General features: G+C 66.9%; 21 protein-coding genes and 1 pseudogene. 15 read left to right on the top strand and 7 right to left on the bottom strand.

The window, feature by feature from the left end; all coding sequences use genetic code 11:
• Window positions 1-5 precede the first annotated feature (5 nt).
• A complete protein-coding gene (locus tag F4Y45_09760; GenBank protein ID MXY24794.1) occupies window positions 6-719 on the bottom strand; it encodes a hypothetical protein in 714 nt (237 codons plus the stop codon).
• Window positions 720-807: 88 nt separating this feature from the next.
• Here F4Y45_09760 and F4Y45_09755 point away from each other — a divergent pair, with 88 nt between their 5' ends.
• The 5 genes from F4Y45_09755 to F4Y45_09735 are packed head-to-tail and all read left to right on the top strand — an operon-like array spanning window position 808 to window position 2805.
• Window positions 808-1086 (top strand): AbrB/MazE/SpoVT family DNA-binding domain-containing protein, encoded by a 279-nt coding sequence (locus F4Y45_09755; GenBank protein ID MXY24793.1) that lies wholly within the window; start codon window positions 808-810, stop codon window positions 1084-1086.
• Window positions 1086-1502 carry a type II toxin-antitoxin system VapC family toxin gene (locus F4Y45_09750; GenBank protein MXY24792.1) on the top strand — a complete coding sequence of 139 codons (417 nt, stop codon included), beginning with the start codon at window positions 1086-1088 and terminating at the stop codon, window positions 1500-1502. Before F4Y45_09755 ends, F4Y45_09750 begins: the two co-directional genes overlap by 1 nt.
• A gap of 18 nt (window positions 1503-1520) precedes the next feature.
• A complete protein-coding gene (locus tag F4Y45_09745) occupies window positions 1521-1838 on the top strand; it encodes a nucleotidyltransferase domain-containing protein (protein MXY24791.1) in 318 nt (105 codons plus the stop codon).
• Complete coding sequence (locus F4Y45_09740) at window positions 1828-2238, top strand: HEPN domain-containing protein (protein MXY24790.1); 411 nt, start codon at window positions 1828-1830, stop codon at window positions 2236-2238. The genes F4Y45_09745 and F4Y45_09740 overlap by 11 nt, the downstream gene beginning before the upstream one ends.
• On the top strand, window positions 2239-2805 hold the full coding sequence (locus F4Y45_09735; protein ID MXY24789.1) for a cytochrome c: 567 nt from the start codon (window positions 2239-2241) through the stop codon (window positions 2803-2805).
• Between the two features lie 60 nt (window positions 2806-2865).
• On the opposite strand, the gene F4Y45_09730 is transcribed toward F4Y45_09735, so the two are convergent.
• A complete protein-coding gene (locus F4Y45_09730; protein MXY24788.1) occupies window positions 2866-4737 on the bottom strand; it encodes a PQQ-binding-like beta-propeller repeat protein in 1872 nt (623 codons plus the stop codon).
• Between F4Y45_09730 and F4Y45_09725 the strand changes: the two genes are divergently transcribed.
• Window positions 4736-6646, top strand: coding sequence for a PQQ-binding-like beta-propeller repeat protein (locus tag F4Y45_09725; GenBank protein MXY24787.1), 1911 nt, complete (start codon window positions 4736-4738; stop codon window positions 6644-6646). The two genes, F4Y45_09730 and F4Y45_09725, sit on opposite strands and share 2 nt — an antisense overlap.
• Before the next feature lie 43 nt (window positions 6647-6689).
• Here the strand turns inward: F4Y45_09725 and F4Y45_09720 are convergent, their stop codons facing one another.
• On the bottom strand, window positions 6690-6968 hold the full coding sequence (locus F4Y45_09720) for a hypothetical protein (protein MXY24786.1): 279 nt from the start codon (window positions 6966-6968) through the stop codon (window positions 6690-6692).
• Window positions 6969-7140: 172 nt separating this feature from the next.
• Here F4Y45_09720 and F4Y45_09715 point away from each other — a divergent pair, with 172 nt between their 5' ends.
• The 4 genes and pseudogenes from F4Y45_09715 to F4Y45_09700 all read left to right on the top strand — a co-directional run bounded on the left by F4Y45_09715 (window position 7141) and on the right by F4Y45_09700 (window position 12929).
• Complete coding sequence (locus F4Y45_09715) at window positions 7141-8370, top strand: tyrosine-type recombinase/integrase (GenBank protein ID MXY24785.1); 1230 nt, start codon at window positions 7141-7143, stop codon at window positions 8368-8370.
• 403 nt (window positions 8371-8773) lie between these two features.
• Window positions 8774-9127 (top strand): annotated as a pseudogene (locus F4Y45_09710) (sel1 repeat family protein).
• Window positions 9128-11568: 2441 nt separating this feature from the next.
• Window positions 11569-12258 carry a hypothetical protein gene (locus F4Y45_09705; GenBank protein MXY24784.1) on the top strand — a complete coding sequence of 230 codons (690 nt, stop codon included), beginning with the start codon at window positions 11569-11571 and terminating at the stop codon, window positions 12256-12258.
• Between the two features lie 65 nt (window positions 12259-12323).
• The gene (locus tag F4Y45_09700; protein ID MXY24783.1) at window positions 12324-12929 is read left to right on the top strand and encodes a hypothetical protein; all 606 of its coding nucleotides are present in this window, start codon (window positions 12324-12326) and stop codon (window positions 12927-12929) included.
• A gap of 353 nt (window positions 12930-13282) precedes the next feature.
• Here the strand turns inward: F4Y45_09700 and F4Y45_09695 are convergent, their stop codons facing one another.
• On the bottom strand, window positions 13283-13969 hold the full coding sequence (locus F4Y45_09695; protein ID MXY24782.1) for a DUF222 domain-containing protein: 687 nt from the start codon (window positions 13967-13969) through the stop codon (window positions 13283-13285).
• Window positions 13970-14315: 346 nt separating this feature from the next.
• Window positions 14316-14621 carry an MmcQ/YjbR family DNA-binding protein gene (locus F4Y45_09690; GenBank protein MXY24781.1) on the bottom strand — a complete coding sequence of 102 codons (306 nt, stop codon included), beginning with the start codon at window positions 14619-14621 and terminating at the stop codon, window positions 14316-14318.
• A gap of 190 nt (window positions 14622-14811) precedes the next feature.
• Here F4Y45_09690 and F4Y45_09685 point away from each other — a divergent pair, with 190 nt between their 5' ends.
• From F4Y45_09685 to F4Y45_09670, 4 genes are all read left to right on the top strand, one after another.
• Window positions 14812-15294, top strand: coding sequence for a GNAT family N-acetyltransferase (locus F4Y45_09685; protein MXY24780.1), 483 nt, complete (start codon window positions 14812-14814; stop codon window positions 15292-15294).
• Window positions 15295-15365: 71 nt separating this feature from the next.
• Window positions 15366-16136, top strand: a complete 771-nt coding sequence (gene xth, locus F4Y45_09680) for an exodeoxyribonuclease III (protein ID MXY24779.1) — start codon at window positions 15366-15368, stop codon at window positions 16134-16136.
• 65 nt (window positions 16137-16201) lie between these two features.
• Entirely contained in the window at window positions 16202-16543 is a 342-nt protein-coding gene (locus F4Y45_09675) for an STAS domain-containing protein (GenBank protein ID MXY24778.1), read from the top strand.
• A gap of 68 nt (window positions 16544-16611) precedes the next feature.
• Complete coding sequence (locus F4Y45_09670; protein ID MXY24777.1) at window positions 16612-18357, top strand: PQQ-binding-like beta-propeller repeat protein; 1746 nt, start codon at window positions 16612-16614, stop codon at window positions 18355-18357.
• A gap of 27 nt (window positions 18358-18384) precedes the next feature.
• Here F4Y45_09670 and F4Y45_09665 read toward each other — a convergent pair whose 3' ends face one another.
• Window positions 18385-19275 (bottom strand): aminoglycoside phosphotransferase family protein, encoded by an 891-nt coding sequence (locus F4Y45_09665; protein ID MXY24776.1) that lies wholly within the window; start codon window positions 19273-19275, stop codon window positions 18385-18387.
• A gap of 136 nt (window positions 19276-19411) precedes the next feature.
• Here F4Y45_09665 and F4Y45_09660 point away from each other — a divergent pair, with 136 nt between their 5' ends.
• Entirely contained in the window at window positions 19412-20161 is a 750-nt protein-coding gene (locus tag F4Y45_09660) for a TonB family protein (GenBank protein MXY24775.1), read from the top strand.
• A gap of 65 nt (window positions 20162-20226) precedes the next feature.
• Here the strand turns inward: F4Y45_09660 and uppS are convergent, their stop codons facing one another.
• Entirely contained in the window at window positions 20227-20949 is a 723-nt protein-coding gene (gene uppS, locus F4Y45_09655) for a di-trans,poly-cis-decaprenylcistransferase (protein ID MXY24774.1), read from the bottom strand.
• Between the last annotated feature and the right edge of the window lie 106 nt (window positions 20950-21055).

The following is a 21055-nucleotide window of genomic DNA, read 5'->3' as shown; positions in this document are numbered from 1 at the left end:
GCTGGTCACATCGGTGTGAAGGTGACCGATGCTCGCGTGAAGTAGATGGCGGTCCGGTCCTCGAATCCGGAGTCGACCCCAAGGAGCAGCCACGCCCGGCCGTCAGGAGCGATGGAGATCGGGGCTGGCAGCGGTCGGGCCTCGAACGACTTGCGTTCCCACTGGCGTGACTGCTCGCAGCGCCGGGAGTTGGCGACGTCGCCGAGCACAACCGCCTGTTCGCCGCCGCGGGATTGGTTGCCGATATCGATGTTCATGCGCAAGTACGAGCCGCTGGGGACCGCGAGCGGTTCCATCGCGGTCGCGCCGGCCTTGATCCAGACGCTTTCGCCCGGCGCGCCACCGACGCCGACGCACCCGGCCGGGGTCTCCGTGACAATTTCCACGCTTGCCGTGACGCTGTAGTTTGCGCCCGGCGGCAGATCGTCGATGGGCCCCTTGAAGAACATGAAGAGGTCGTCGCTCCGGTTGATTCCGGAGATGAACAGGCCGGACTGCGATTCCAGCGGCGGTGGGAGGCTTCGGTAGCCGGAAGTCAACTCGTAGATTTCCTCATCGGCGGCCGGATAGTCGGCGAAGCCCGCGGTGAATCCCTGCGGGCCGCGATGGAAGTCGAAAGTGAACGCGAGCGCGTCCGTCGGCTCGGTCGGAGACCCCGAGCAACCGCCCAGGAACAGGGCGGTCAGCAACGACACGGTGGCGAAGAGGGCAGATACCATTCCAGTCCATTCATACCATTAGATCAGCTAGATACCCTAATCTATCCTAAATGGATTTCTGCATCTATAATGGTATACACGAGGAGTTATGGTAGTAGGTTCAATATCCACCATTAAGTGGGAACGCGCGCCGATCGACGAGGCCGGGCGGTTGGTGCTGCCGATCGCCTTTCGGCGGGCGCTGGGGATCACCGGGGCGCAGTCCCTGATGGTCGGTCTGGACGGCGACAGGGTCGTCGTGAGGACCCTGGAGGCCGCAGTGGAGCAGGCCCAGGAGGTTGCCCGGCGCCGGTCGAAGGGACGCAAGCCCTCCGGGAGTGTCGTCGATCAACTCATCGCCGACCGGCGCGCGGAGGCGAAGCCGTGATGGCGGAAGCGGCGGTGGCGGGGGAGAGGGTCCTGCTTGATGCGTCGGCGCTGCTGGCCGTGATCTACGAGGAAACCGGCGCCGGGGAGGTCCACGAGGCGCTGCGCGGACAGGCGGTGATGTCTGCGGTGAACGTCGGCGAGGTGGTGGCGCGCCTCGACGAGGACGGCTGGACCAGGCGGGAAGTCGCGGGCGTGATCGATGGCTTCGATCTGGAAATCGTCCCCTTCGACACGGCGGCCGCGGTGCTGAGCGGCGAGTTCCGCAGCCGCACGCGGCGCCACGCCATCGGCCTCGGCGGCCGTGCGTGCGTCGCGACGGCGAAGCAACTGGGCATCCCGGCCCTGACCGCGGATCCCGTCTGGAAGAAGCTGCGCCTGCCCGGCGTCAGGGTCCGGTGCATCGGGGAGGACTAGCCGGACTACAATCGGGAAATGGCCGCGAACCTTGACGCCTTCCTCGCGGCGTTGCGTCCGCTGCTGGTGCAGCAGGCTGCCCAGGCGGCCTATCTGTTCGGCTCGCGGGCGCGGGGAGACGCGGCGCCGGAGAGCGACATCGACGTCATCGTCGTCGCACCCTCGGACCGGCCGTTCGTCGACCGGTTTCACGACTACATGCCGGCGCTGCTTGCCGCCGAAGGGGCGGTCGATCTGTTCGTCTACACGCCGGAGGAATTCGAACGGTTGAAGGCCGAGGAGCGACCGTTCCTCATGCACGCCCTGGAATCGGCGAGACCGATCGATGTGGGATAGCGCGGCGGAGGCGGAGCGCTGGCGTCGAACTGCCGAGGACGACCTGAAGTTCGCCCGGCTCGCGCTGGAAGCAGGGTTCCCTCACAAGGCCTGCTTCAACGCGCAGCAGGCGGGAGAGATGGCGATCAAGGCGGTTGCCTACGGCTTGGGAGAACGGGTCGTTCTCGGACACTCCATCGCGGAGCTGGTCAAGCGGTACGCCGATCGCGTGCCGGGGCTCGGTGATCTGTCGGGAGACGCCGGCTTGCTGGATCAGTACTACGTCCCCACGCGCTATCCGAACGGATTGCCGGGTGGCGTGCCGTCCGAGTCTTACGGCGAAGCGCAGGCTGCGTCCGCTATCGATGCGGCCGAGCGGTTGCTGCATTTCGCTGCGAGTTACCGGTCTTCGACGTCCTGAATGCGCCAGCCGCATCCCGCGGGAGAGGCGTGTGGTAGCCTCAGGCTGCGTGCGGGAGGGTTCGACGTGCGAGTGAAAGCGCTCGGCATTATCGCGGCCCTCGGCGTGCTGGTCGTGGCCGGCGTCGCCGAGGCGCAGACCGATACCGTGGCGGCCGGTGGCCGGCTGTATCAGGGCAAGGGGAACTGCCAGGCCTGCCACGGATGGGCGGGCGACGGGCGGAAGATGAACAACCAGATGCCGGACGGGGCGAACCTGCGGATGAGCACGCTCGACCGGGATCAGTTGGTCTTCGTCATCAAGTGCGGACTGCCGGGCCGCGACATGCCGGCCTACGACCGGCGGGCGTATCAGGACGACCGGTGCCTGGGCCGGACGATGGCCGACCTGGAGCGGATGGGACTGCGTCTGTTCGCGCCACCCGCGACGCTGCAGGACCGGGAAGTGCAGCGGCTAGCGGACTTCCTCATGGCCAGGGTAATCGGCCAGGGGGAGATGAACCGCGACGAATGCATCGAGTTCTGGGGGGAGGACGCCGACTCCTGCCAGGACGAGTTCCCGCGGTAGGGGAACGGCGGCGACGGTTCGCGATTGCCGGCGTGGACGCCGGCGCACCGGCCGCCGTCCCTATTCGTCCAGAGCGAAGACGAACAGATAGCTGGACGTCTGCAGGTTGTCGAAGTTGACGGGATGCAGATGCCGTCCGCTCGTCTGGACCGCCAGGTACTGGCGCGGTCCGATGGAGTAGGTGACCGGCGCGCCCTTGAGGGGGGTGCCGACGTTGAAGCGCCACAGCTCCTGCAGCGTCTCGTCGTTGTAGGCGACCACCCAGCCGTCCTGGAGGGCGGAGAAGACGAGCCCCCCGGCGGTGACGATGGCGCCGGACCGGACCTCGATCTCGGTCACCGCCTTCGCGATCACCTCGTGCGTATCGACGTGCACCGCGGTGACCGAGCCGTAGTACAGGTCACTCGTATACTCGCGACGTTCGCTCGCCTCGTTGTCGATGTTCCCCTCGGGGCCGGCCGAGGCGACAGCGGCGCCGGTCTGCGAGAAGCAGCCTTCGGTTCCGACGCCGTAGGCGATCCCTTTCTCCGGGTTGTAGGCGGTCGGCTGGTGCGCGACGCCGCCGTGCCAGGTGGGGCAGGCTCGCTTCATTTCGTCGCGGTCGGCCCGTAGCGCGCGCGCTTCCTCGTTGTAGATCTGGATATCGAGTTCCGGGTCGTATTCCAGCGGCATGCCGGTTTCCGGGTTGAGGCCGGCGGTCCAGTTGAGCTCGTTGACGTACTGGTGGCCCTTGATGAACTCGCCGGTGTCGCGGTCGAGCGAATAGAAGAACCCGTTGCGCGCGAAGTGCGCCACGACGTTGCGCATTTCGCCGTCGACCTCCGTGTCGTAGAGCATGTGCACGCCCACTTCGTCGTAGTCCCACGAGTCGTTCGGCGTGTACTGGAAGTGCCACCGCCGTTCGCCGGTCGCTACGTCGAGGGCCACCGCCGAGTTGGTGTAGAGGTTGTCGCCGGGCCGGAATTCCGGGTCGTAGATCGGATACGGGTTGCCGGTGCCGAAGATGTAGAGGTTGCGCTCCGGGTCGTACGAGCCCGTCTGCCAGACGCCGCCGCCCCCCGTCTTCCACGCGTTGTGGTCGTCCTTCCACGTCTCGCTGCCCGGCTCGCCCGGGGCCGGGACGGTGTACCACCGCCACAGTTCCTCGCCCGTGTTGACGTCGAGAGCCGCCACCCAGCCGCGCGTCCCGCCGTCGCCCGCGCCGTTCTGCACTAGGACCTTACCGTCCGCGACGAGCGGTGCGGTGAGGAACCGTTCCCGGCGGCCGAATTCGGTGAAGCCCGCCACTTCGACGTCCCAGAGAATCTCGCCGTCGTCCCGGTCCATGGCCAGTACCCGGCCGTCCTGCAGGTTCTGGATCACCTTGTCCTCCCAGAGCGCGATGCCGCGCGTCCGGGGACGGTTATCCTCCTGGTCGACTCCCGGGTCGGTGGTCCAGATGAACTTCGCGAAGTCGTGATTGCGCGCGTCGATCTTGTAGACGGTGCCCCAGCCGTCCGTCGTGTACATGAAGCCATTGTCGATCAGTGGGTTGACTTCGTTCTCGGGACCATTGGCGCCGGTGCCGAGCATGCCGCCCAGGGCGAGGGCCCAGACCATCCGGAGGTTGCCGACGTTGTCGCGATTGATCTGGTCCAGCTTCGAGTAGCGCTGCGAGCCGTAGTCGCCGTTCATGAGCAGCCAGTTCTGCGGCTCGTTCTGCGCGTTGATCAGCCGATCGGGGGTCACCGTCAGCTCGAATCCGCCGCCGAACTGCCCGGCGAGCGGAACCGCCGCCAGGGCGGCGATGGCGATGGCGAGCGGTAGCGCGATATGCGTCTGGCGATGCTGGCGCATGGTCAACTCCTCACCAAGATCGAGCCTAACGAGACTGCCCGTAGCATACAATACGCCTCTCCCCTTACGGTTCCGGCAGGAGGGATGACGCGCCATGCGACCGATGCGACCGACCCGATTCACCTGCGTCCTGATGGCCCTGGTTCTTGCACAGTGCGGCGGCGGGCCCTCCGAGCCGCCGGCGGCCGGCGACACGGCGGCTCCCGCGATGCTGTCCGCCTCGACGCCGGCCCTCGATGTGGGCGACTGGCCGATGTACCGCGGTGCGCCCTCGGGAACCGGCTATTCGCCGCTCGACGAGATTACGTCCACCAACGTCGGCAGCCTCGCCCGCGCCTGGACCTACGACCTGCATCGCGAGAACCGCGGTCCGGATGACCGCGGGCCCAACTCGCAGGTGACGCCGATCGTGGTCGACGGGGTGATGTACCTCCCGGCGGCGGATCGCATCGTCGCCCTCGATCCGGCGACGGGGGAGGAACGGTGGCGGCACATGACCACCGCGGGGGCGCCTTCGCGCCGCGGCGTCGCCTGGTGGCCGGGTGACGGAACCCTCGCGCCCCGAATCCTCTTCACGGCGGGCGGCACGACGCTGGTCGCCCTCGATGCGGGGACGGGCGAGCCGGCCGACGGCTTCGGCGACGGCGGCGCGATCGATATCGGCGTGCCTTACAACTCGGTGCCGCTCGTGCATGACGACGTGGTCGTGGTCGGCGCCAACACGCCGGCCGGGACGATTGGCGGCATCGGCAACGCGCGTGCCTTCGATGCGCGGACCGGCGCCAAGCGGTGGGAGTTCGACTCGGTGGCGCAGCCGGGACAGCCCGGGCACGACACGTGGGCGGGCGACAGTTGGCAGGATCGCCTCGGCGCGAATGCCTGGCCGTTCTACTTCACCGTGGACGACGAGCGGAGCCTGCTTTACGTGCCGCTCGCGTCGCCCATTCCGGGCTACTACGGCGGCGACCGGGCCGGCGACAACCTCTACGGCAACTCGGTTGTCGCCGTCGACCTGCAGACCGGCGCCTACCGGTGGCATTTCCAGACGATTCACCACGACCTGTGGGATGCCGATCCGCCCGCGCCACCCGCGCTGTTCGACATCGCCGCGGCGGACGACACGGTGACGCCGGCCCTCGGCGTGACGACGAAGTCCGGCTACCTCTACCTCCTGGACCGCGAGACGGGAGAGCCCATCTACGGTGTCGAGGAGCAGGCGGTGGCGCAGAGCGATGTGCAGGGCGAGGCGACCGCGGCGACGCAGCCGATACCGGTGAAGCCCTCGCCGATGGGGCGCGTGCGCTACACGCCGGCGGATCAGGTGACGGCGGAGATGACGTCGGCCGAGCATGCCGAGGCGTGCGCGGCGCTGGTCGACAGCCTGGGCGAGATCGTCAGCGAGGGACCGTTCACGCCGTGGGCGTACCGGACCGCGGACGGACCGGCCCGCACGACGCTCAACTTTCCGGGCGGGGTCGGCGGCCCGAACTGGGGCGGGGTGGCGTTCGACCCGGCGACCCGCTACGCGTTCGTCTTCACGATGGACGTCGGCGCCCTCGGCTGGATGGTGGACGAAGACGACCCGGACGCGCCTTCGCCCTACCGGAAGGAAACGCCGCGGCCGGCCAGCTTCGAGGTGAACGTCGACGGCGTCCGGATGCCGTGCCAGGCGCCGCCTTGGGGCCAGTTGATCGCCGTCGACACCGCGACCGGCGACATTGTCTGGCAGGAGCGGGTCGGGGTGACGGACATCCTTCCGGCGGACCGGCAGCGGACCGGCCGCCCAGGCCGGGCCGCGGCGATCGTCACCGGCAGCGGCCTGCTGTTCCTCGCCGCGACGGATGACAACCGTTTCCGCGCGCTCGATGCTGAGACCGGACACGAGCTCTGGGTCGAGGAGCTGCCGGGCCGCGGCAACGCCAATCCGATGACCTACCGTGCCGGCGGCCGGCAGCACGTGGCGATAGCCGCTACGGATCAGCTGGTCGTCTACGCGCTGCCCTAGGCTGACACGGCGCAGCGTTCCCGCCGTTCGTGGGAGAGCCCATCTACGGCCCCGCAGTTCCCTCCGCGCCCGGACTGTCCCCCGGCCTCCACGCCACACCGATCACATAGGGCAGGTCAAGCCGCTCGCCGTCCCAGTTTGGAATCGACGTATCGGAGTCGATTTCAATGCCGTCCTCGGCAAGCTTCGCGTCCGTCGGCGCCAGCGGAACGCCAGTCCAGGCAGGAGCGGTGGGCACCGCAGGCAGAGGCGCACCTCCCGGCTGCGTGAACCGCGGCTGGCCCTCCGCATCGAGCGTGAGGCCGAAGCCCTCCTCGTGCACGGCGCTATGATGCCGCCTGCAGAGCAGCACTACCACGTTATCCGCCAGCTTCCGTATACATGCAGCATTGTCATTAAGTAGCTGTGTTGTAATGATTTATTACTCGTACCGTCGGGCTGAGCCAGTCGGAACGAGGCGTGAAATCCGCCGTCATCTCGTTTAGTATTAGGGAATGGATAGTGTGACGATCGCCGCCGCCAAGCCACGGAAAACCAAGCCCAGGGGCCGGCACCCCCACAACCGCCTCGCCGCCACCTTCGTCCGGTCCGCGCCCGTCGGCCGGCACGCCGACGGAAACGGACTCTACCTCTACGTCCAGCGCACCGGAACCCGGAGCTGGATCCAGCGCCTCGTCATCCGCGGCCGCAAGCACGAACTCGGACTCGGCAGCGTCCAGCTCGTTTCGCTCGCCGAGGCCCGCGAGCTGGCCCTGGCCAACCGCAAGCTCGCCCGCTCGGGCGGCGATCCGCTCGCCGACCGGCGACGGCTCCAGGGCATGCCCACCTTCGCCGAGGCCGCAACCACCGTGGTCGAGCAGAAGCGGGGCGGCTGGCGCAGCCCGAGGCAGGCGGCCGGCTGGCTCCACAGCTTCGAACGGCACGTCTTCCCGCGTATCGGCAGCCGGCCCGTCTCCGAGGTCAGCAGCGCCGACGTGCTGGCGGTCCTCACGCCCCTCTGGCACGTCAAGACGCGGACCGCCCGGACGGTGCGCCAGCGCATCCGGTCGGTGCTGGAGTGGGCGATCGCCATGGACTACCGGGCCGACAACCCCTGCGACCGCATCGGGCCGGTGCTCGGCCCGCAACGCGAGGTCGTGCGGCACATGCGGGCGCTGCCCCATCGGGACGTGGCGGCGGCGCTCGAGACGGTGCGGGCGTCGAAGGCGACGCGGGCGGTCAGGCTCGCGTTCGAGTTCCTGGTGCTCACGGCGGCGCGCTCCGCCGAAGTGCGCCTGGCGACGTGGGACGAGATCGATGCGGCCGGCCGCACATGGACCGTCCCGGCCGTCCGGATGAAGATGAACCGCGAGCATCGGGTGCCGCTCAGCCCGCGGGCGGTGGAGGTCCTCGACGCCGCGCGGTCACTCGCCGACGGCAATCCGCTGGTGTTCCCGAACCGCTGGGGCAACCCCATCAGGGACACATTCCTGTCGCAGCTCCTCAAGGAGCTGGACATCGCGGCGGTGCCGCACGGCTTCCGTTCCAGCTTCCGGGACTGGGCGGCCGAGGAGACGGACCACCCGCGCGAGGTCGTCGAGGCGGCCCTGGCGCACGCGGTCCGCAACCGGGTCGAGGCGGCGTATGCCCGGTCGGACCTGTTCGAACGGCGCCGGCTCCTGATGGACGACTGGGGCACGTACTTGAACGGTCGACACAGAGCAGCCGCCGAGGCTCGCCGTTGACGCCGCACCCCGTTTGACCCGGCGGCGGCGCGGGGGCAGGGAGTCGAACAGCACGGCGAGCCTCAGTCTTGCAGCGCCAGCGACAACGGCCCTCTGTCACGCCCCGAGTCACATCGCGCGGCCGGGCCGTTGCGCCGGAGCGCCCAGTCCTTGCTGGGCGGATCGCATCGTCGACAGGAGCGGGTGGCCCTGTATTGCACCACCCGTAGTGCCGGGAGCGACCACGGCGAATCTGGCGATTTGCGGCCCCCGCAGGTGTTCCTCCGTCACATCTGCGGAGCCGGGTCGCTCCCTTCAGCATTCTTCCTGAGGAAGGCCAACACAACCCCGCTGGGGCCACAACACCGGCGATGTCGTGGTTGCCGACGATCTGCTGGTGGCGGTGAAGTAGGATTACCGGATCATGTCCGATACGTGCACGCCTACTCGTCGCCATGCCCTGCACACGGTCGCCATCGTCGGCATCGGTCTCTTGGTTGGTTTGCCGGGATGCTCACAGGAGCAGCCACCGACAATGGAAGAACTGCGCGCCGAAGCCGAGGCTGGTGATGCCAGCGCGCAGTGGAGGCTCGGGGGCAACTACGAATTGGGCATCGGTGTCCCTCAGGACACTACTGAGGCCATCGCCTGGTACCGCAAGGCCGCTGAGCAGAACTATCCTCTGGCTTAGGCTGACCTCGGGGAGATGTACAAGCGGGGGCGCGGCGTCGCCCAGGACATCGCGGAAGCGGCGGCTTGGTACTGTAGCGCCGCCGAGTCCACTCCGCTCGAATCGTGGGTGACGGAGTGCGAGGAGCTGAGCGAGGGGGCTTCGCGCTCGAGCGAGGGGGCTTCGCGCTCGAAGTGGCGTGTCCGCTCGTCGACGGACCCCCTGGATGATTCAGTGACGGTAACCGTGCATCGGGATGCCGATTCTGACAGCGGCGTTGGACGATTCGGCGTCAAGGTCGCGACGCTAATCGGTAGGTGCCGCTCGAACACTACTGACGTGTACATCACTTGGGGCGAGCTCATGGACACGGATGAATCGTTTGTGACAGTGCGGACGGTCGGAGATGCGTATAGCGATTTTTGGGGTGTCTCGACCGACTACGACACGACGTTCGCCCCTCGTCCCATTCCGTTGCTTCGAGAAGTAGCAGAAGCGGAGCGAGTTGTCGTGCGAGCTACGCCATATAGTGAGAATCCACGAACGCTGATATGGGAACTCGACGCGGACGACGCTCGTGAGGCCATCGAGCAAGTCGCCGAAGCGTGCAACTGGGCGTTGCCCGACTCCATCGACTAGCGAGCGGCTGGAGAATCATGCATCCAAGGATCATCGACATTCTTGTTGCCGCAGGAACGCCGGCCGCAGTGGTACTTCCGACATCGAGGCGGCGTACGCTCGCTCGGACCTGTTCGAACGGCGCCGGTTCCTGATGGACGACTGGGGCACGTACTTTGAACGGTCGGCACGGAGCAACCGCCGTGGGTCGTCGTTGACGCCGCACCTCATCTGACCGGGCGGCGGCGCCGAGACAGGTTCGAGCACGACTGTCGAGCACCTGATTTGCCGCGTCGGCGTGTGATTCAGTCAGTGGCCCTCAGTCACAGCCCGAATCATATTCGGCCAGCACGGCCGCGGAGCCGGAATGCCCTGTGTTCACTGCGCCAATCGTGCACATCAACAGGAGCGGGCGGCCCTGTATTGCGCCGCCCGTAGTGCCGGGAGCGACCCCCGGAAAACCCGTAGCCTTGCGGCGCAATGGGTGTTCCGGTGTCACACCCATCGCGCGGGGGTCGCTCCCGGCGAAAATGTTCCCTGGCGGGAAGGCCGGACCGAACGGGCAGGGCCGCGCCGTCGCCTTGCGCGACGCAGACGACATGCTGCAGGTCGTCGGTGGGTGCGCCGAACGACGTTCGGGAGCGGCAGACCGGCGCTGCCGGTGGCCAGGGGTTCGAGGGGAGCGCAGCATCCCCTCGCCAGCCCGATGTAGCACATCGGGTCTGCTGGCTCATGGCTCCTAACGGACCATGAGCCAGCTTGTCCGGTTCATCTGCTCGTCGTGCGCCTGCCTCGTCTTCCCTCCCGGATCGTCGTCGCCGCTCTCCAGGATCTTCTCGTGTCCGCCGGGCCGCTCGACGTCCGGCCGTGAACTCATGCTGCTTGAACACCCGCAGCATCCGCTTCCCGTTCAACGACCTCTCGTAGATCTCACGCATGGGCGCCCGGCCGGGCTCCCCACCGCGTGCAAAGACGACAGCTCGACAATCTCAGTCGTATCGCTACTGGGAAGAGCGCTATCGCCAAAGTGTCACACTAAGTTGGTTAGTATTCCTTACGCGGATGCTTCGCACAGCCACCGGTAGGAGGAAGACACGATGAGAAGGTCAATGGTGCTCTGCATGGTTGCGTATTTCGCATTCAGCACACCGGTTCACGCTCAGGAGGCGGCACCGAACGGGAGACCACCCGACACATCGAGCACGATGACGCCGCGTGCCCGGGCCGCATTGCTGCTGGAATTGCAGGCGAAGGACGCGCCGCGGCCCGAATCCAGCCTGGTCACGTCGGCTATCGGAGCGGCGTCACGTCTCGAACACCAGCCAGCCACTCCAGCGCGGAGCGGGCGGCGTATGGGGCGGGTGTTCGGAGGGTTGGCGCTGCTAACTTTCAGCGGTCTGGCTATGCTTTACGGCGCTGCCGCGGGCGCTGACTACCCGGATCAGGCCAATGCTCTATTCTGGTCGGGCATCGCATTGGGGGTGGCGGGGGGGGTCATGATCGCACGGGCTGACTCAACGGTGCCGATCAGCGTGCAAGACAGAAGCCGGACGGACGGGGACGAAGATCGCCTTCGAGAACGGAAGCCGTCGACTGCCCGCGGTGTGTCCAGATAGCGACGAAGGGCAGGGCAGTCGTGGCGTCGGAGCAGCGGGTGCCTCGAAGCAGGGAGGTTGGAAGCTGGGCGTGTGCTGCAAGTCGGGCGGTCCTGACGTATACCGATGACTCGATTGTCGCGGGCGTGACGCCGATCAGGGCGTTGCATCTAGAGCAGACTCGCGCAGCAATCTTGGCGTTCGAACAGGCGGAAGAGCAGGACTAGCAGGACCACTACGAACTAGCGGGCGGCTGTCTGGTATGGAAACGACTCCGGACGCCGGAATGACTGCGTCAACCATCACGGGGCGGTTCGGCTGTAGAGGTCCGAATGCATGAGGCATAGAGGCACAGCAGGTCGCTGTCGAGACCGGCGGAACGAAACGACGACGGGCGGAGTCATCGTTCTTCGGATTTCGATCGTCGCGCTGCTGGGCATCGGGTCGGGTGCCGGGCCAGTTGCGGCGCAGGTCGGCGACACGGTCGAAGTGCTGGTTGGCGCCGGTGCATTGTCAGAGGGACGCATTGCCGACTTTGCTACGGCGTATCAACTCGGTGCGGCGGCATGGTTCAGCGACCACTGGGGGATTGCCCTGCAGCACGCACGCACCCGGGGAGACGGGTTCACCTTTACTTCGGAGTCGTGGCGGCAACATCCGTTCCTGCTCAGCGGGCGTGAGGGCTATCGCTACTGGATGCTCACGGCGCGACATCGAGCGTTCCTCAACAACGGCACCGAGCTTGTACTGGGCATCGGCGCGCAGTTCATGGGCACGAGGATAGAGCGGGTGCTCCATCGGGGCACATACAACCCGCTGAGGTACCTGACGGAGGCGCAACGTGCCTCGCTCGGTGCAACCGACGAGACGCGCCGGTTTCCGTGGGGCGGTCCCACCGTTGCCTTGGAGTTGCTGATCGGACGTAAGCTATTCCCGCACGTCGGGGTCATGGGCGGCGCGATCCTGCTTCGCGACTTCGACGAGCGGGCTTTTCAACCCGTGCTGTATGCACGTCTGTGGTTTTGAGGACACGAAGACAACCCTTCTCGGGAACTTGCGGTGGGTGATGCAGTGAGCGAGGGCACGAACCGATGAGAAGGGAAGTTCGAGATCCAAAGGAGGTTCGGCGGCTGAACCTCCTCTCAGCAAGCTCTGAGAAGCGGCGCGCGACCATCGGGATCATCACGCTGGTGCTTGTCACGGTGGCAAGTGCGGCGGCGGCGCAGGACGTGTCCGCCCCGTCGGACGACTTGCTGCGCACCGGATTGGAACCGGGCGACAGGGTCTACGTGACGGATGTCGGGGGCGAGCGCGAGGACGGCCGCGTCAGCGAGGTCTCCGCGGCGGGGCTGACGATCAAGAACGGGAACGATGAATGGAGCTGGGTGGCTAGCGATATCGTCCGAGTTGAAGCCCGGGATAGCCTGACCAACGGCATTTTGATCGGAGTGGCCATCGGCGTCGGTGCGTTCCTGATGCGGTGCAAGTACGGAGGCAACCGGACCGGCATTTGTCCGATCATCCCGTACGCCGTGACGGCCGGTTACGTGGAGCTCGGCCTCGGCGTCTACTTCGGGGCGTTGTTCGACAGGCACATGACCAGGACCCTCTACCGGGCTCCGCCACCGGCGCGCGTGGAGGTCTCACCGCTAGTGTCACACGAACGCATGGGTATGCGGCTGGCTGTGACGTGGTAAGCAGCAGGCGGACGAGACTCCGCTGGGCGGCTCCGATGTCCACGATGGCAGCTACAGAAAGGCCGCGAGGACGGGTCAATCCCACAGGTGCGTGCGCGAGTACGTCGCCTGGACACAAGCGTGAACGGTTCTCATCTTCCCCTCCCTCGCCCCGGGACAAATCACCGGCCCATTTCTCGTGCAAGGAGCCACGACCGTCTATGTCGGCAAGGCGCGAACCGTGGTCTAGCGGTCATGCGCCACGGTCCGGCGGCGGCTGTGGACGTTCCGTCTATTCCCTCTCAGAAAGAGGGAATAGACGAGGGAATATCGACCAGTACAAGACAAGTAAGTCATTCATTATTAATGACTTGCTATATTCTCCGCGGCGGCCTACAGAGCAGCACGAGGTTGTCCAGCTTCGTCGCTCCCCCGTCCGCCCAGTGCTTGACGTGATGCGCGTCGCACCGGCGCGCCTCGCAGCCCGGGAATCGGCAGTGTTGGTCGCGTGATGCCAAGGCCCGACGCAGTGCGGGGGGAATCGTCCGGGTCTTGCGGCCGACGTCCAGCACGTTGCCCTCGGCGTCGTGCCGCATCACCACCTTGCCGGCGTCGCAGGCAATCCGCCGCGACGTTTCCGCGGAAACGCGGATGCCGCCCGTCTCCTCCAGGGCCGCCTCGACGTTCTTCGGCTCCGCGTCCTTCGCTTCCTGGTAGAGCTGTTCCGATGCCGCCTCAATGGCCCGGCGCACCACCGCGCCGACCTCCGGCGTCAGCAGACCCCGGACGACGAACATGCCGTCGACATCGGGATAGATGCTGAGACCCTGGTTCCGCCGCCGCTTCGCGTCCTCCCGCCCCTCGTGCTGGCGGTCGCACAGCCGCCACGCCCGGACGATACGCTCGAGGTCGGCCGCCGTCGCCTGGCGGGCGAGATGCAGCAGGCGGTCCTCGGTCGCCGCCGTCGCGACCCGGGTGATGGCGCGCACCTTCGAGTAAGAGATCTGGCCCCGCCGCAGCGCGTCGGAGGTCTTCGGCAGGTCGGCCAGGGCATGCGCCACCCGCACGTACTCCCGCGCGGTGCCGGGGGCCAGGTTGGCCCGCCAGCTCAGCCACTGGGGGTAGGACGTGGCGCCCGACCAGCCGCCCAGCTCGTCGAAGCGGCGGATGCGGACCAGCAGTTCGTAGACGGCGGCGTCGATGCGGGCGGAGAGCTCTGCGATCTCGTTTTCGCGGCGGTGTCGCTCTACGGCGCTGTCAGGCTGCTGGAACGACGTGTCTACCCACCGGTTGGGAAGTTCCAGAGGGGCCTCGTGGAAAACGTGTCAAGCGAATTCTTGGTTGATCTGCCGTTTTCTGCCTCGGCGTCAGCCGGATGGGTCGCGGCCGCCGCGGCGGATGAGAAGGTCACTTGCGTCTCGCACCAGACCGCCTGAGAGGCTTGCTGACTACGCGTTGCCACGCCAGCAGCACGGCGCCGCGCACTGCGCCCGCATCGGCCGAGGCCAGCGATACAGTCGTCCATCCCTGGCGGCCCCAGGCGCCGGCCGCCGGGGCGAACGTCTCCGGATGCTCGCGCATGTACTCGCTCTGTTCGTCAGGCGACAGCTTGACCACTCCCGACCGTTCATCGGCCGCCAGCGTCGCGAAGATCCTGCCGTTGGCCCGGAAATCCGGGTGATTCATGTGGGCGCTTTCGACGGCGCCCTGCATGCCGAGCGCGATGTCGCGGAATTCGTCAGCAGTCATCCCGTCAAGGTGACTCCGGCCCCGTCGGCCTGGAATCCGACCAGGTGCTTCCAGGCGACGAAGTATAGAGCCATGCCAAAGAGGCAGACGGTCCGAATGGGAACGCCGGGGGCGTCGCCAATCACCGCCTGCGACTCCGCGTAGACTCCGAATCATGGCGGTGACCGTTCGCCCGCTCCGGGACGACGAGGTCCGCCTGTACCTCGAGATTCACGAACGGGCGATTCGAGGCTTGGCCGGGAGGCACTACTCCCAGGAGGACATCGAGGGTTGGGTCGTGCCGGCGACGGACGAGAGTCTTCGCCGTCTGACGCTGAATGCCGACCGCGAGATCCGCCTGATAGCCGAACTGGACGGCGAACCCGTTGGGATCGGAGCCCTCGTGCTGGAGGAATCGGATCTGCGCGCGGTCTACGTGGCGCCGGAGGGCGCCCGGCAGGGCTGTGGTTCGGCGCTGGTGTGTGAGATCGAACGGATCGCCAGATCCAATGGAGTAACCCGCCTTACGCTCCATGCCTCTCTCAACGCCGAGCGGTTCTACGCGAACTTCGGTTACAGCGTCCTTGAGAGAACGAAAGTCGCGCTCCCCAACGGGCATCGGATGGCGGTCGTCCGGATGGGGAAGGACCTCGTGTAGTCGGTCTGGGGGCTCGCGTCACGACGGCGGGATTGCCGCCGGGCAGACTGAAGGTGCGATACTGACGGGCCATGCGAATCGCGACGTGGAACGTCAACGGGCTGAGGGCGCGCCTGGACTTCATCGCGCACTGGCTGAAGAACCGCTCGCCCGACGTCGTGGGCTTGCAGGAAGTGAAGGTGAGCGACGAGGAGTTCCCGCACGACGACTTCGAGGCCCTGGGCTATCACGCCGTCGTGCATGGCGAGAAGGGCTGGAACGGGGTAGCGGTGCTCAGCCGCACGCCGGCGGAGGTGGAAACACGGGGACTGCCCGGCCGCGAAGACGACGGAGCGCGCCTGCTCGCGGTGCGGGTCGCCGGCCTCCACTTCGCCACGGTGTACTGTCCCAACGGCAAGACGCTCGACCATCCCGACTTTCCCATGAAGCTCGCCTGGTTCGATGCGCTGCGGGACTTCCTCTCCGGCGTCGATCGGGATGCCGCGTTGATTATCGGCGGGGACTTCAACATCGTGCCGGCGGCGCTGGACGGTTGGGAAGGTGCGGCCGCCGATGGCTCGATCTTCTGCACCACCGAGGAGCGATCCCGTTACCGGGCCCTCCTCGATCTGGGGCTCACGGACCTGTTTCGCCATCGGTACCCGGGAGAGCAGAGGTTCTCCTGGTGGGACTACCGGGGCGGGGCCTTCCACCGCGGCATGGGGCTGCGCATCGACCTGCTCCTGGGGAGCCCGGCCGTGGTTGCGCGGGTGCGTAGCGTGGAGATCGATCGCGAGTACCGCAAGAAGAAGGAAGGAAACACGGCGTCCGATCATGCGCCGGTGTTTGTGGATCTGGATTGACAGGCGTCGGCGGCACGCTGACGTGACCGCGACCTGGTGGTGCATGAGCTCGAAGGGGACGGTTGATGAGCCTGAAAATGTCGGAGGAACGGGACGGCGACGTGCTGGTGCTGCTGCCCGTCGGACGCGTGGACGGCACGAACGACTACTTGTTCGAATCGCTCGTGATGCAGCGTATCGGTGATGCGGAGGGGCACGTGATCGTGGATTTCAGCCGTCTCGACTTCATCAGCAGCGCGGGGCTGCGGGTACTCCTGCTTGCCGCGAAGACCCTGGAAGCTGAGAGGCGGACATTCGTGCTTTGCGCGATGAAGAGTCATATCCGGGAGATCTTCCGGATCAACGGTTTCGATCGGATCATTCCGATGGAGGAGTCGCGCGCGTCGGCCGTCGCCGCCTCGGGCTGAATAGGCTCGGGTGGCGTATCGTTGATCCATGCCGTAGTGCGGCGGACCGGCAGGAACGGGAGGTGGCAATGGAGGGCAGGTTCTGGCTCCGGATTGTGTTGGCTGTCGTTGTCGCCGGCGGCGCGCTCGCCGCGCTGAACGCGCAAGCGCCCGCCGTGACGCCGGTCACGGACGCCATGCTCCAGGATCCCCCCGCGGGCTCGTGGCTGATGTGGCGGCGGACGCTGAACGGCTGGGGCTTCAGCCCGCTCGACGAGATCGACCGGACCAACGTCGGCGACCTCCAGATGGTCTGGTCGCGCGGCCTCGGCCCCGGGTTGCAGCAGGGGACGCCCCTCGTCCACGACGGCGTGATGTTCATGCCGAACCCCCGCGACATCATCGAGGCGTTCGACGCGGCGACGGGCGACCTCTACTGGCGCTACCAGCGGAGCCTCCCGGAGGACCTCAGGGACTACATGCTCGGCGTGCTGACCGACCTGAACCGTAACCTCGCGATCTTCGGAACCCACATCATCGACACGAGCGGCGACGACTATGTCTTCGCGCTCGATGCGGCGACGGGGGAGCTGGCCTGGGAGACCCAGATCCTCGATTACCGCGTCAATCCCGCGAATCAGAGCAGCGGGCCGATCATCGCCAACGGCAAGATCGTCTCCGGCCGGGGCTGCACGCCGCGCGGCGGGCCGAACGCCTGCGTCATCGTCGCCCACGACGCCCGCACCGGCGAGGAACTGTGGCGCCGGCGCACGATTCCGGCCCCCGGCGAGCCGGGCGACGAGAGTTGGGGCGGCGTCCCGTTCGAGGAACGCAAGCATGTCGGCTCGTGGATGGTGCCGAGCTTCGATCCCGAGTTGGATCTTGTCTACGCCGGCACGTCGGTCACCTCGCCCGCCCCCAAGTTCATGATCGGCGGGACCGGCAACAAGCACCTGTACCACAACTCGACGCTTGCTCTCGACGCCGACACCGGCGAGATCGTCTGGTACTACCAGCACCTGAACGACAGTTGGGACCTCGATCATCCGTTCGAGCGGCTGCTGGTCGATACCGCGGTGGCGCCCGATCCGCAGACCGTGGACTGGATCAATCCTCGCCTCACGCCGGGTGAGGAGCGGCGTGTCATGACCGGCATTCCCGGCAAGACCGGGATTGTCTACACGCTGGATCGCGAGACCGGAGAGTTCCTCTGGGCGGAGCCGACCATCGCCCAGAACGTCGTCAGCTCCATCGATGGCGCCACCGGCGCGGTCTCCGAGAACGCCGAGGTGGTCTTCGAGCGCGAGGGTCAGGAGATGATGGTCTGCCCGACGCTGACGGGAGGCAAGGACTGGGAGGCGGGCGCCTACTCGCCGCTGACCAACGCGATGTACATGCCGCTCCGGAACGCCTGCGCGCGCATCATGGCCAACGATAACGGCTCGCTCTACAACCTCACGGTGCGCAGCCAGATCGCACCCGGCACCGATCAGGTCGGGACGGTCCAGGCCATATCCGCGGAGACCGGGCAGGTCGTCTGGAAGCACGAGCAGCGGGCGGCAACCAGCTCGCTGATCGTCACCGGCGGCGGCCTCGTCTTCGTCGGGGATCACAACGGGCGTTTGCGCGCCCTCGATCACGAGACGGGCGACGTCCTCTGGGAGATCAACCTCGGTTCGCCGCTGACCGGGTTCCCGGTCACCTACGCCGTCGACGGAAAACAGTACGTCGCCGTCAGCACCGGCACGTCGCTCACGTCGGGCGCGTTCAACCGCCTCACGCCCGAATTGCGCCCGGCGGCGGGGAACACGCTGTTCGTCTTCGCGTTGCCTTGACTCGAAGCGGGTCCACGGGCACGACGCTTACACCCGGAACTGCGCTCTGAACTCCGCGTAGCCTTCCTCGAACGTGCACGGGTAGCCCTGCAGCGCGTATGCCATCGTCTCCAATGCCATCCGGCGGAAGTACAACTGTGACCGCCACAGCCTCCCCTCATCCTTCGGTCCGCGGTACTGGTCCACGACGCGTTGGGCGAACTGCTGCCCGTTGGCGAGCAGTCCGGCGAAGTCGAGGGCGGGGTCTCCGATGGAGCGGTCGCTGAAGTCTATGATGTTGACCTGTTGCTGGCCCGCGTCCCAGAGTATGTGCTCGCCGGCCAGATCGCCGTGGACCAGTGCCGTCGGGCGGGTCGGTTTCACTGCGGCGGCCAGCTCGGTCAGGAAGGCACGGATGATCTCGACTTCGTGCGATGCGAGGCGCGGTAGCACGAGCGTTTCGACGTCACGAGCGAGGTCCTCGTGGTCCTTCTCCGGGTCCTGTTCGGACACGCCGCACTCGCGGGCGACCGACTTCGGGGTCTCGTGGACCGCGGTGAGGAACGTGGCGAGCTGTTCCGCTACCCGTTCCCTTGCCGTAACGGAGAGCCGTCCGAACGTAGCGACGTCCAGCTCCCGACCGGCGAGAAGTCTGTAGCCAGCGAACGAGCCGTCGGCAGACTCGTAGACGTAGTCGGGAATGCCGACGTTGACCCTCGGCCGGAGGTGGCGAAGCAGCCTGGCTTCGTTCGCCAGCGTATCCCGGCTCGCCCGGGCCTTGGGAGCCCGGAAGACGAGCGCCTCGTCGAGGATCAGGACGGCATGGTCCCAGCCGCGCGTCAGGTACCGGTGCGACGTCCACGTGACGTTGGGGAACTCCTCCCGTATCCGCCGCAGGAGCAGGGCTTCTTCCATGCGCGTCGCTGGCTTGACGCTCATCGTGCGTCCAGAACTCCAGTGCCGCCCCGTCGGCCGTAGCAGCCAGTAACTACTCTACCCGCGACGTGGGTGCTGCAGAACGACCTGGATAGGCGGCAGGCTTGGGCTGCCGGCGACGTGTTGATACAGTTTGCCAATGGGCACCGGGCAGGCAGTACGTCGCCGCAACACGAGCCTTGGATTGACGCTCGCCTCGCTGCTCGCCGTCAGCGCACCAGCGGCCGCACAGACGGCGCGGATTTCCGGCACGGTCACGGACCAGACCGGACGCGTCGTGCAGAATCCCACTCTCACGCTCACCAATCGGGCGACGTGGGAACGGTCAAATGTCACTGGCGACGAGGCCGGCCGCTTCGAGTTCGGTGAGCTGGAACCAGGAGAGTACAGCTTCGTCGCGAGCAAACCGGGCTTCGAGCGGCTGTTTCGGCGGTTCTCGCTGGAAGCGGAGGAACAACGCGAAGAGGAAGTGGTGCTCAGGCTCGGCTCCATCGAGGAGACGATCAACGTGACGGATACTAACGCGCCACCGCCGCCACCCGTGACGATGAGCGACGACGCACTGGCCCGCGCCCGAGAGAATCGGACGCGCGGCGGGACGATTCTGCCCCCCATCAAGATCCGGGATCAGTCTCCTGTCTATCCCGCCTCCGTTCGCGGCAGCGGGTTCGAGGGCAAGGTGGTTCTGGATGGATTGGTCAGGATGGACGGCACCGTCGACGTGCTTCAGATCCTGGCCCCGGTGGACCCGGCGACGATGACCACCGTGTACCCCGACCTGGCTCGCACCGCGGTAGAGGCGGTTGGCGGGTGGCGATACGAGCCGACACTCCTGCACGGCGTGCCCGTCGACACGCGGATCACCATCACCGTGAGTTTCCGTCCGTAAGCTGTTTGTCCATTCAGGTTCTGTTCAATCCGTAGCGCACGGCGGCGAGAATTGCCGCCGGTCGGCTACCCGGACGTCTCCACCCCACAGGTGGCGAGTGCTCCCCGTCGGGTCAGGCCACCGTAGCGACGGTCGCGGCGACGAAACGCCTCCACCGTCCGGCGCAGGTCCTCGCCGTCGAAGTCAGGCCACAACGTCTCGATGAACATGAGCTCCGCGTAAGCCGACTCGAACAGCAGGAAGTCGCTCAGGCGCTGCTCGCCGCTCGTCCGGATCACCAGGTCGACGGGAGGCGTCTCCGGATCGGAGTGGCAGGCGCGGTTGACGCGCCGCAGGAAGGCGTGCTCGTCGCAGGTTTCGTCGGACCGCAGCGTGCCGGCCGCGGCGAGGATCGCCGAGCGGGCCGAGTAGTCCACCGCCAGCCGCAGGTAGAGCCGGCCGCCGTCGCGTGTCGCGCACTCCGTCTTCTCGATGGCGCGAACCAGGGTGGGGGACAGGCGATCCCGCCGGCCGATGAGTGCGAGCCGCACGCCGTTGCGGCGACAGTTCGTGCGCTCGCGAACGAGAAAGGACTGCAGCAACCGCATCAGCGTCGACACCTCGGCGGCCGGCCGCCGCCAGTTGTCGGCGGAGAAGGCATAGAGCGTCAGTGTCGTGATGCCGATCCCGGGCGCCGCCTCCACCGCCCGTCGCACGGCGTCGGCGCCGCGACGGTGTCCTTCCGTCCTTGAGAGCCCGCGCGCATGGGCCCAGCGACCGTTGCCGTCCATGATGAGCCCGACGTGCATCTCTTAGTCGCTCCTTGTCTGCGGCGGCGCCCGCTCAGATTCACTCGCAGGCAGTATGGGAAGAAGGCAGCCCAAAGACATGAGCGAGAAGTGAGGGTACGGTGAT

It is taken from the genome of Acidobacteriota bacterium (genome assembly GCA_009838525.1).
Lineage (GTDB): Bacteria > Acidobacteriota > Vicinamibacteria > Vicinamibacterales > UBA8438 > VXRJ01.
The sequence above is the reverse complement of the archived record's forward strand: the minus strand, read 5'-3'. Positions and strand labels throughout refer to the sequence as shown.

Bases quoted from the DNA above. Each gene is read 5' to 3' on its own strand.
- F4Y45_09760 (MXY24794.1), bottom strand. From the start codon at position 719: ATGGTATCTGCCCTCTTCGCCACCGTGTCGTTGCTGACCGCCCTGTTC.
- F4Y45_09755 (MXY24793.1), top strand. From the start codon at position 808: ATGGTAGTAGGTTCAATATCCACCATTAAGTGGGAACGCGCGCCGATC.
- F4Y45_09750 (MXY24792.1), top strand. From the start codon at position 1,086: ATGGCGGAAGCGGCGGTGGCGGGGGAGAGGGTCCTGCTTGATGCGTCG.
- F4Y45_09745 (MXY24791.1), top strand. From the start codon at position 1,521: ATGGCCGCGAACCTTGACGCCTTCCTCGCGGCGTTGCGTCCGCTGCTG.
- F4Y45_09740 (MXY24790.1), top strand. From the start codon at position 1,828: ATGTGGGATAGCGCGGCGGAGGCGGAGCGCTGGCGTCGAACTGCCGAG.
- F4Y45_09735 (MXY24789.1), top strand. From the start codon at position 2,239: ATGCGCCAGCCGCATCCCGCGGGAGAGGCGTGTGGTAGCCTCAGGCTG.
- F4Y45_09725 (MXY24787.1), top strand. From the start codon at position 4,736: ATGCGACCGATGCGACCGACCCGATTCACCTGCGTCCTGATGGCCCTG.
- F4Y45_09730 (MXY24788.1), bottom strand. From the start codon at position 4,737: ATGGCGCGTCATCCCTCCTGCCGGAACCGTAAGGGGAGAGGCGTATTG.
- F4Y45_09715 (MXY24785.1), top strand. From the start codon at position 7,141: ATGGATAGTGTGACGATCGCCGCCGCCAAGCCACGGAAAACCAAGCCC.
- F4Y45_09705 (MXY24784.1), top strand. From the start codon at position 11,569: ATGAGGCATAGAGGCACAGCAGGTCGCTGTCGAGACCGGCGGAACGAA.
- F4Y45_09700 (MXY24783.1), top strand. From the start codon at position 12,324: ATGAGAAGGGAAGTTCGAGATCCAAAGGAGGTTCGGCGGCTGAACCTC.
- F4Y45_09690 (MXY24781.1), bottom strand. From the start codon at position 14,621: ATGCAGGGCGCCGTCGAAAGCGCCCACATGAATCACCCGGATTTCCGG.
- F4Y45_09685 (MXY24780.1), top strand. From the start codon at position 14,812: ATGGCGGTGACCGTTCGCCCGCTCCGGGACGACGAGGTCCGCCTGTAC.
- xth (MXY24779.1), top strand. From the start codon at position 15,366: ATGCGAATCGCGACGTGGAACGTCAACGGGCTGAGGGCGCGCCTGGAC.
- F4Y45_09675 (MXY24778.1), top strand. From the start codon at position 16,202: ATGAGCCTGAAAATGTCGGAGGAACGGGACGGCGACGTGCTGGTGCTG.
- F4Y45_09670 (MXY24777.1), top strand. From the start codon at position 16,612: ATGGAGGGCAGGTTCTGGCTCCGGATTGTGTTGGCTGTCGTTGTCGCC.
- F4Y45_09665 (MXY24776.1), bottom strand. From the start codon at position 19,275: ATGAGCGTCAAGCCAGCGACGCGCATGGAAGAAGCCCTGCTCCTGCGG.
- F4Y45_09660 (MXY24775.1), top strand. From the start codon at position 19,412: ATGGGCACCGGGCAGGCAGTACGTCGCCGCAACACGAGCCTTGGATTG.
- uppS (MXY24774.1), bottom strand. From the start codon at position 20,949: ATGCACGTCGGGCTCATCATGGACGGCAACGGTCGCTGGGCCCATGCG.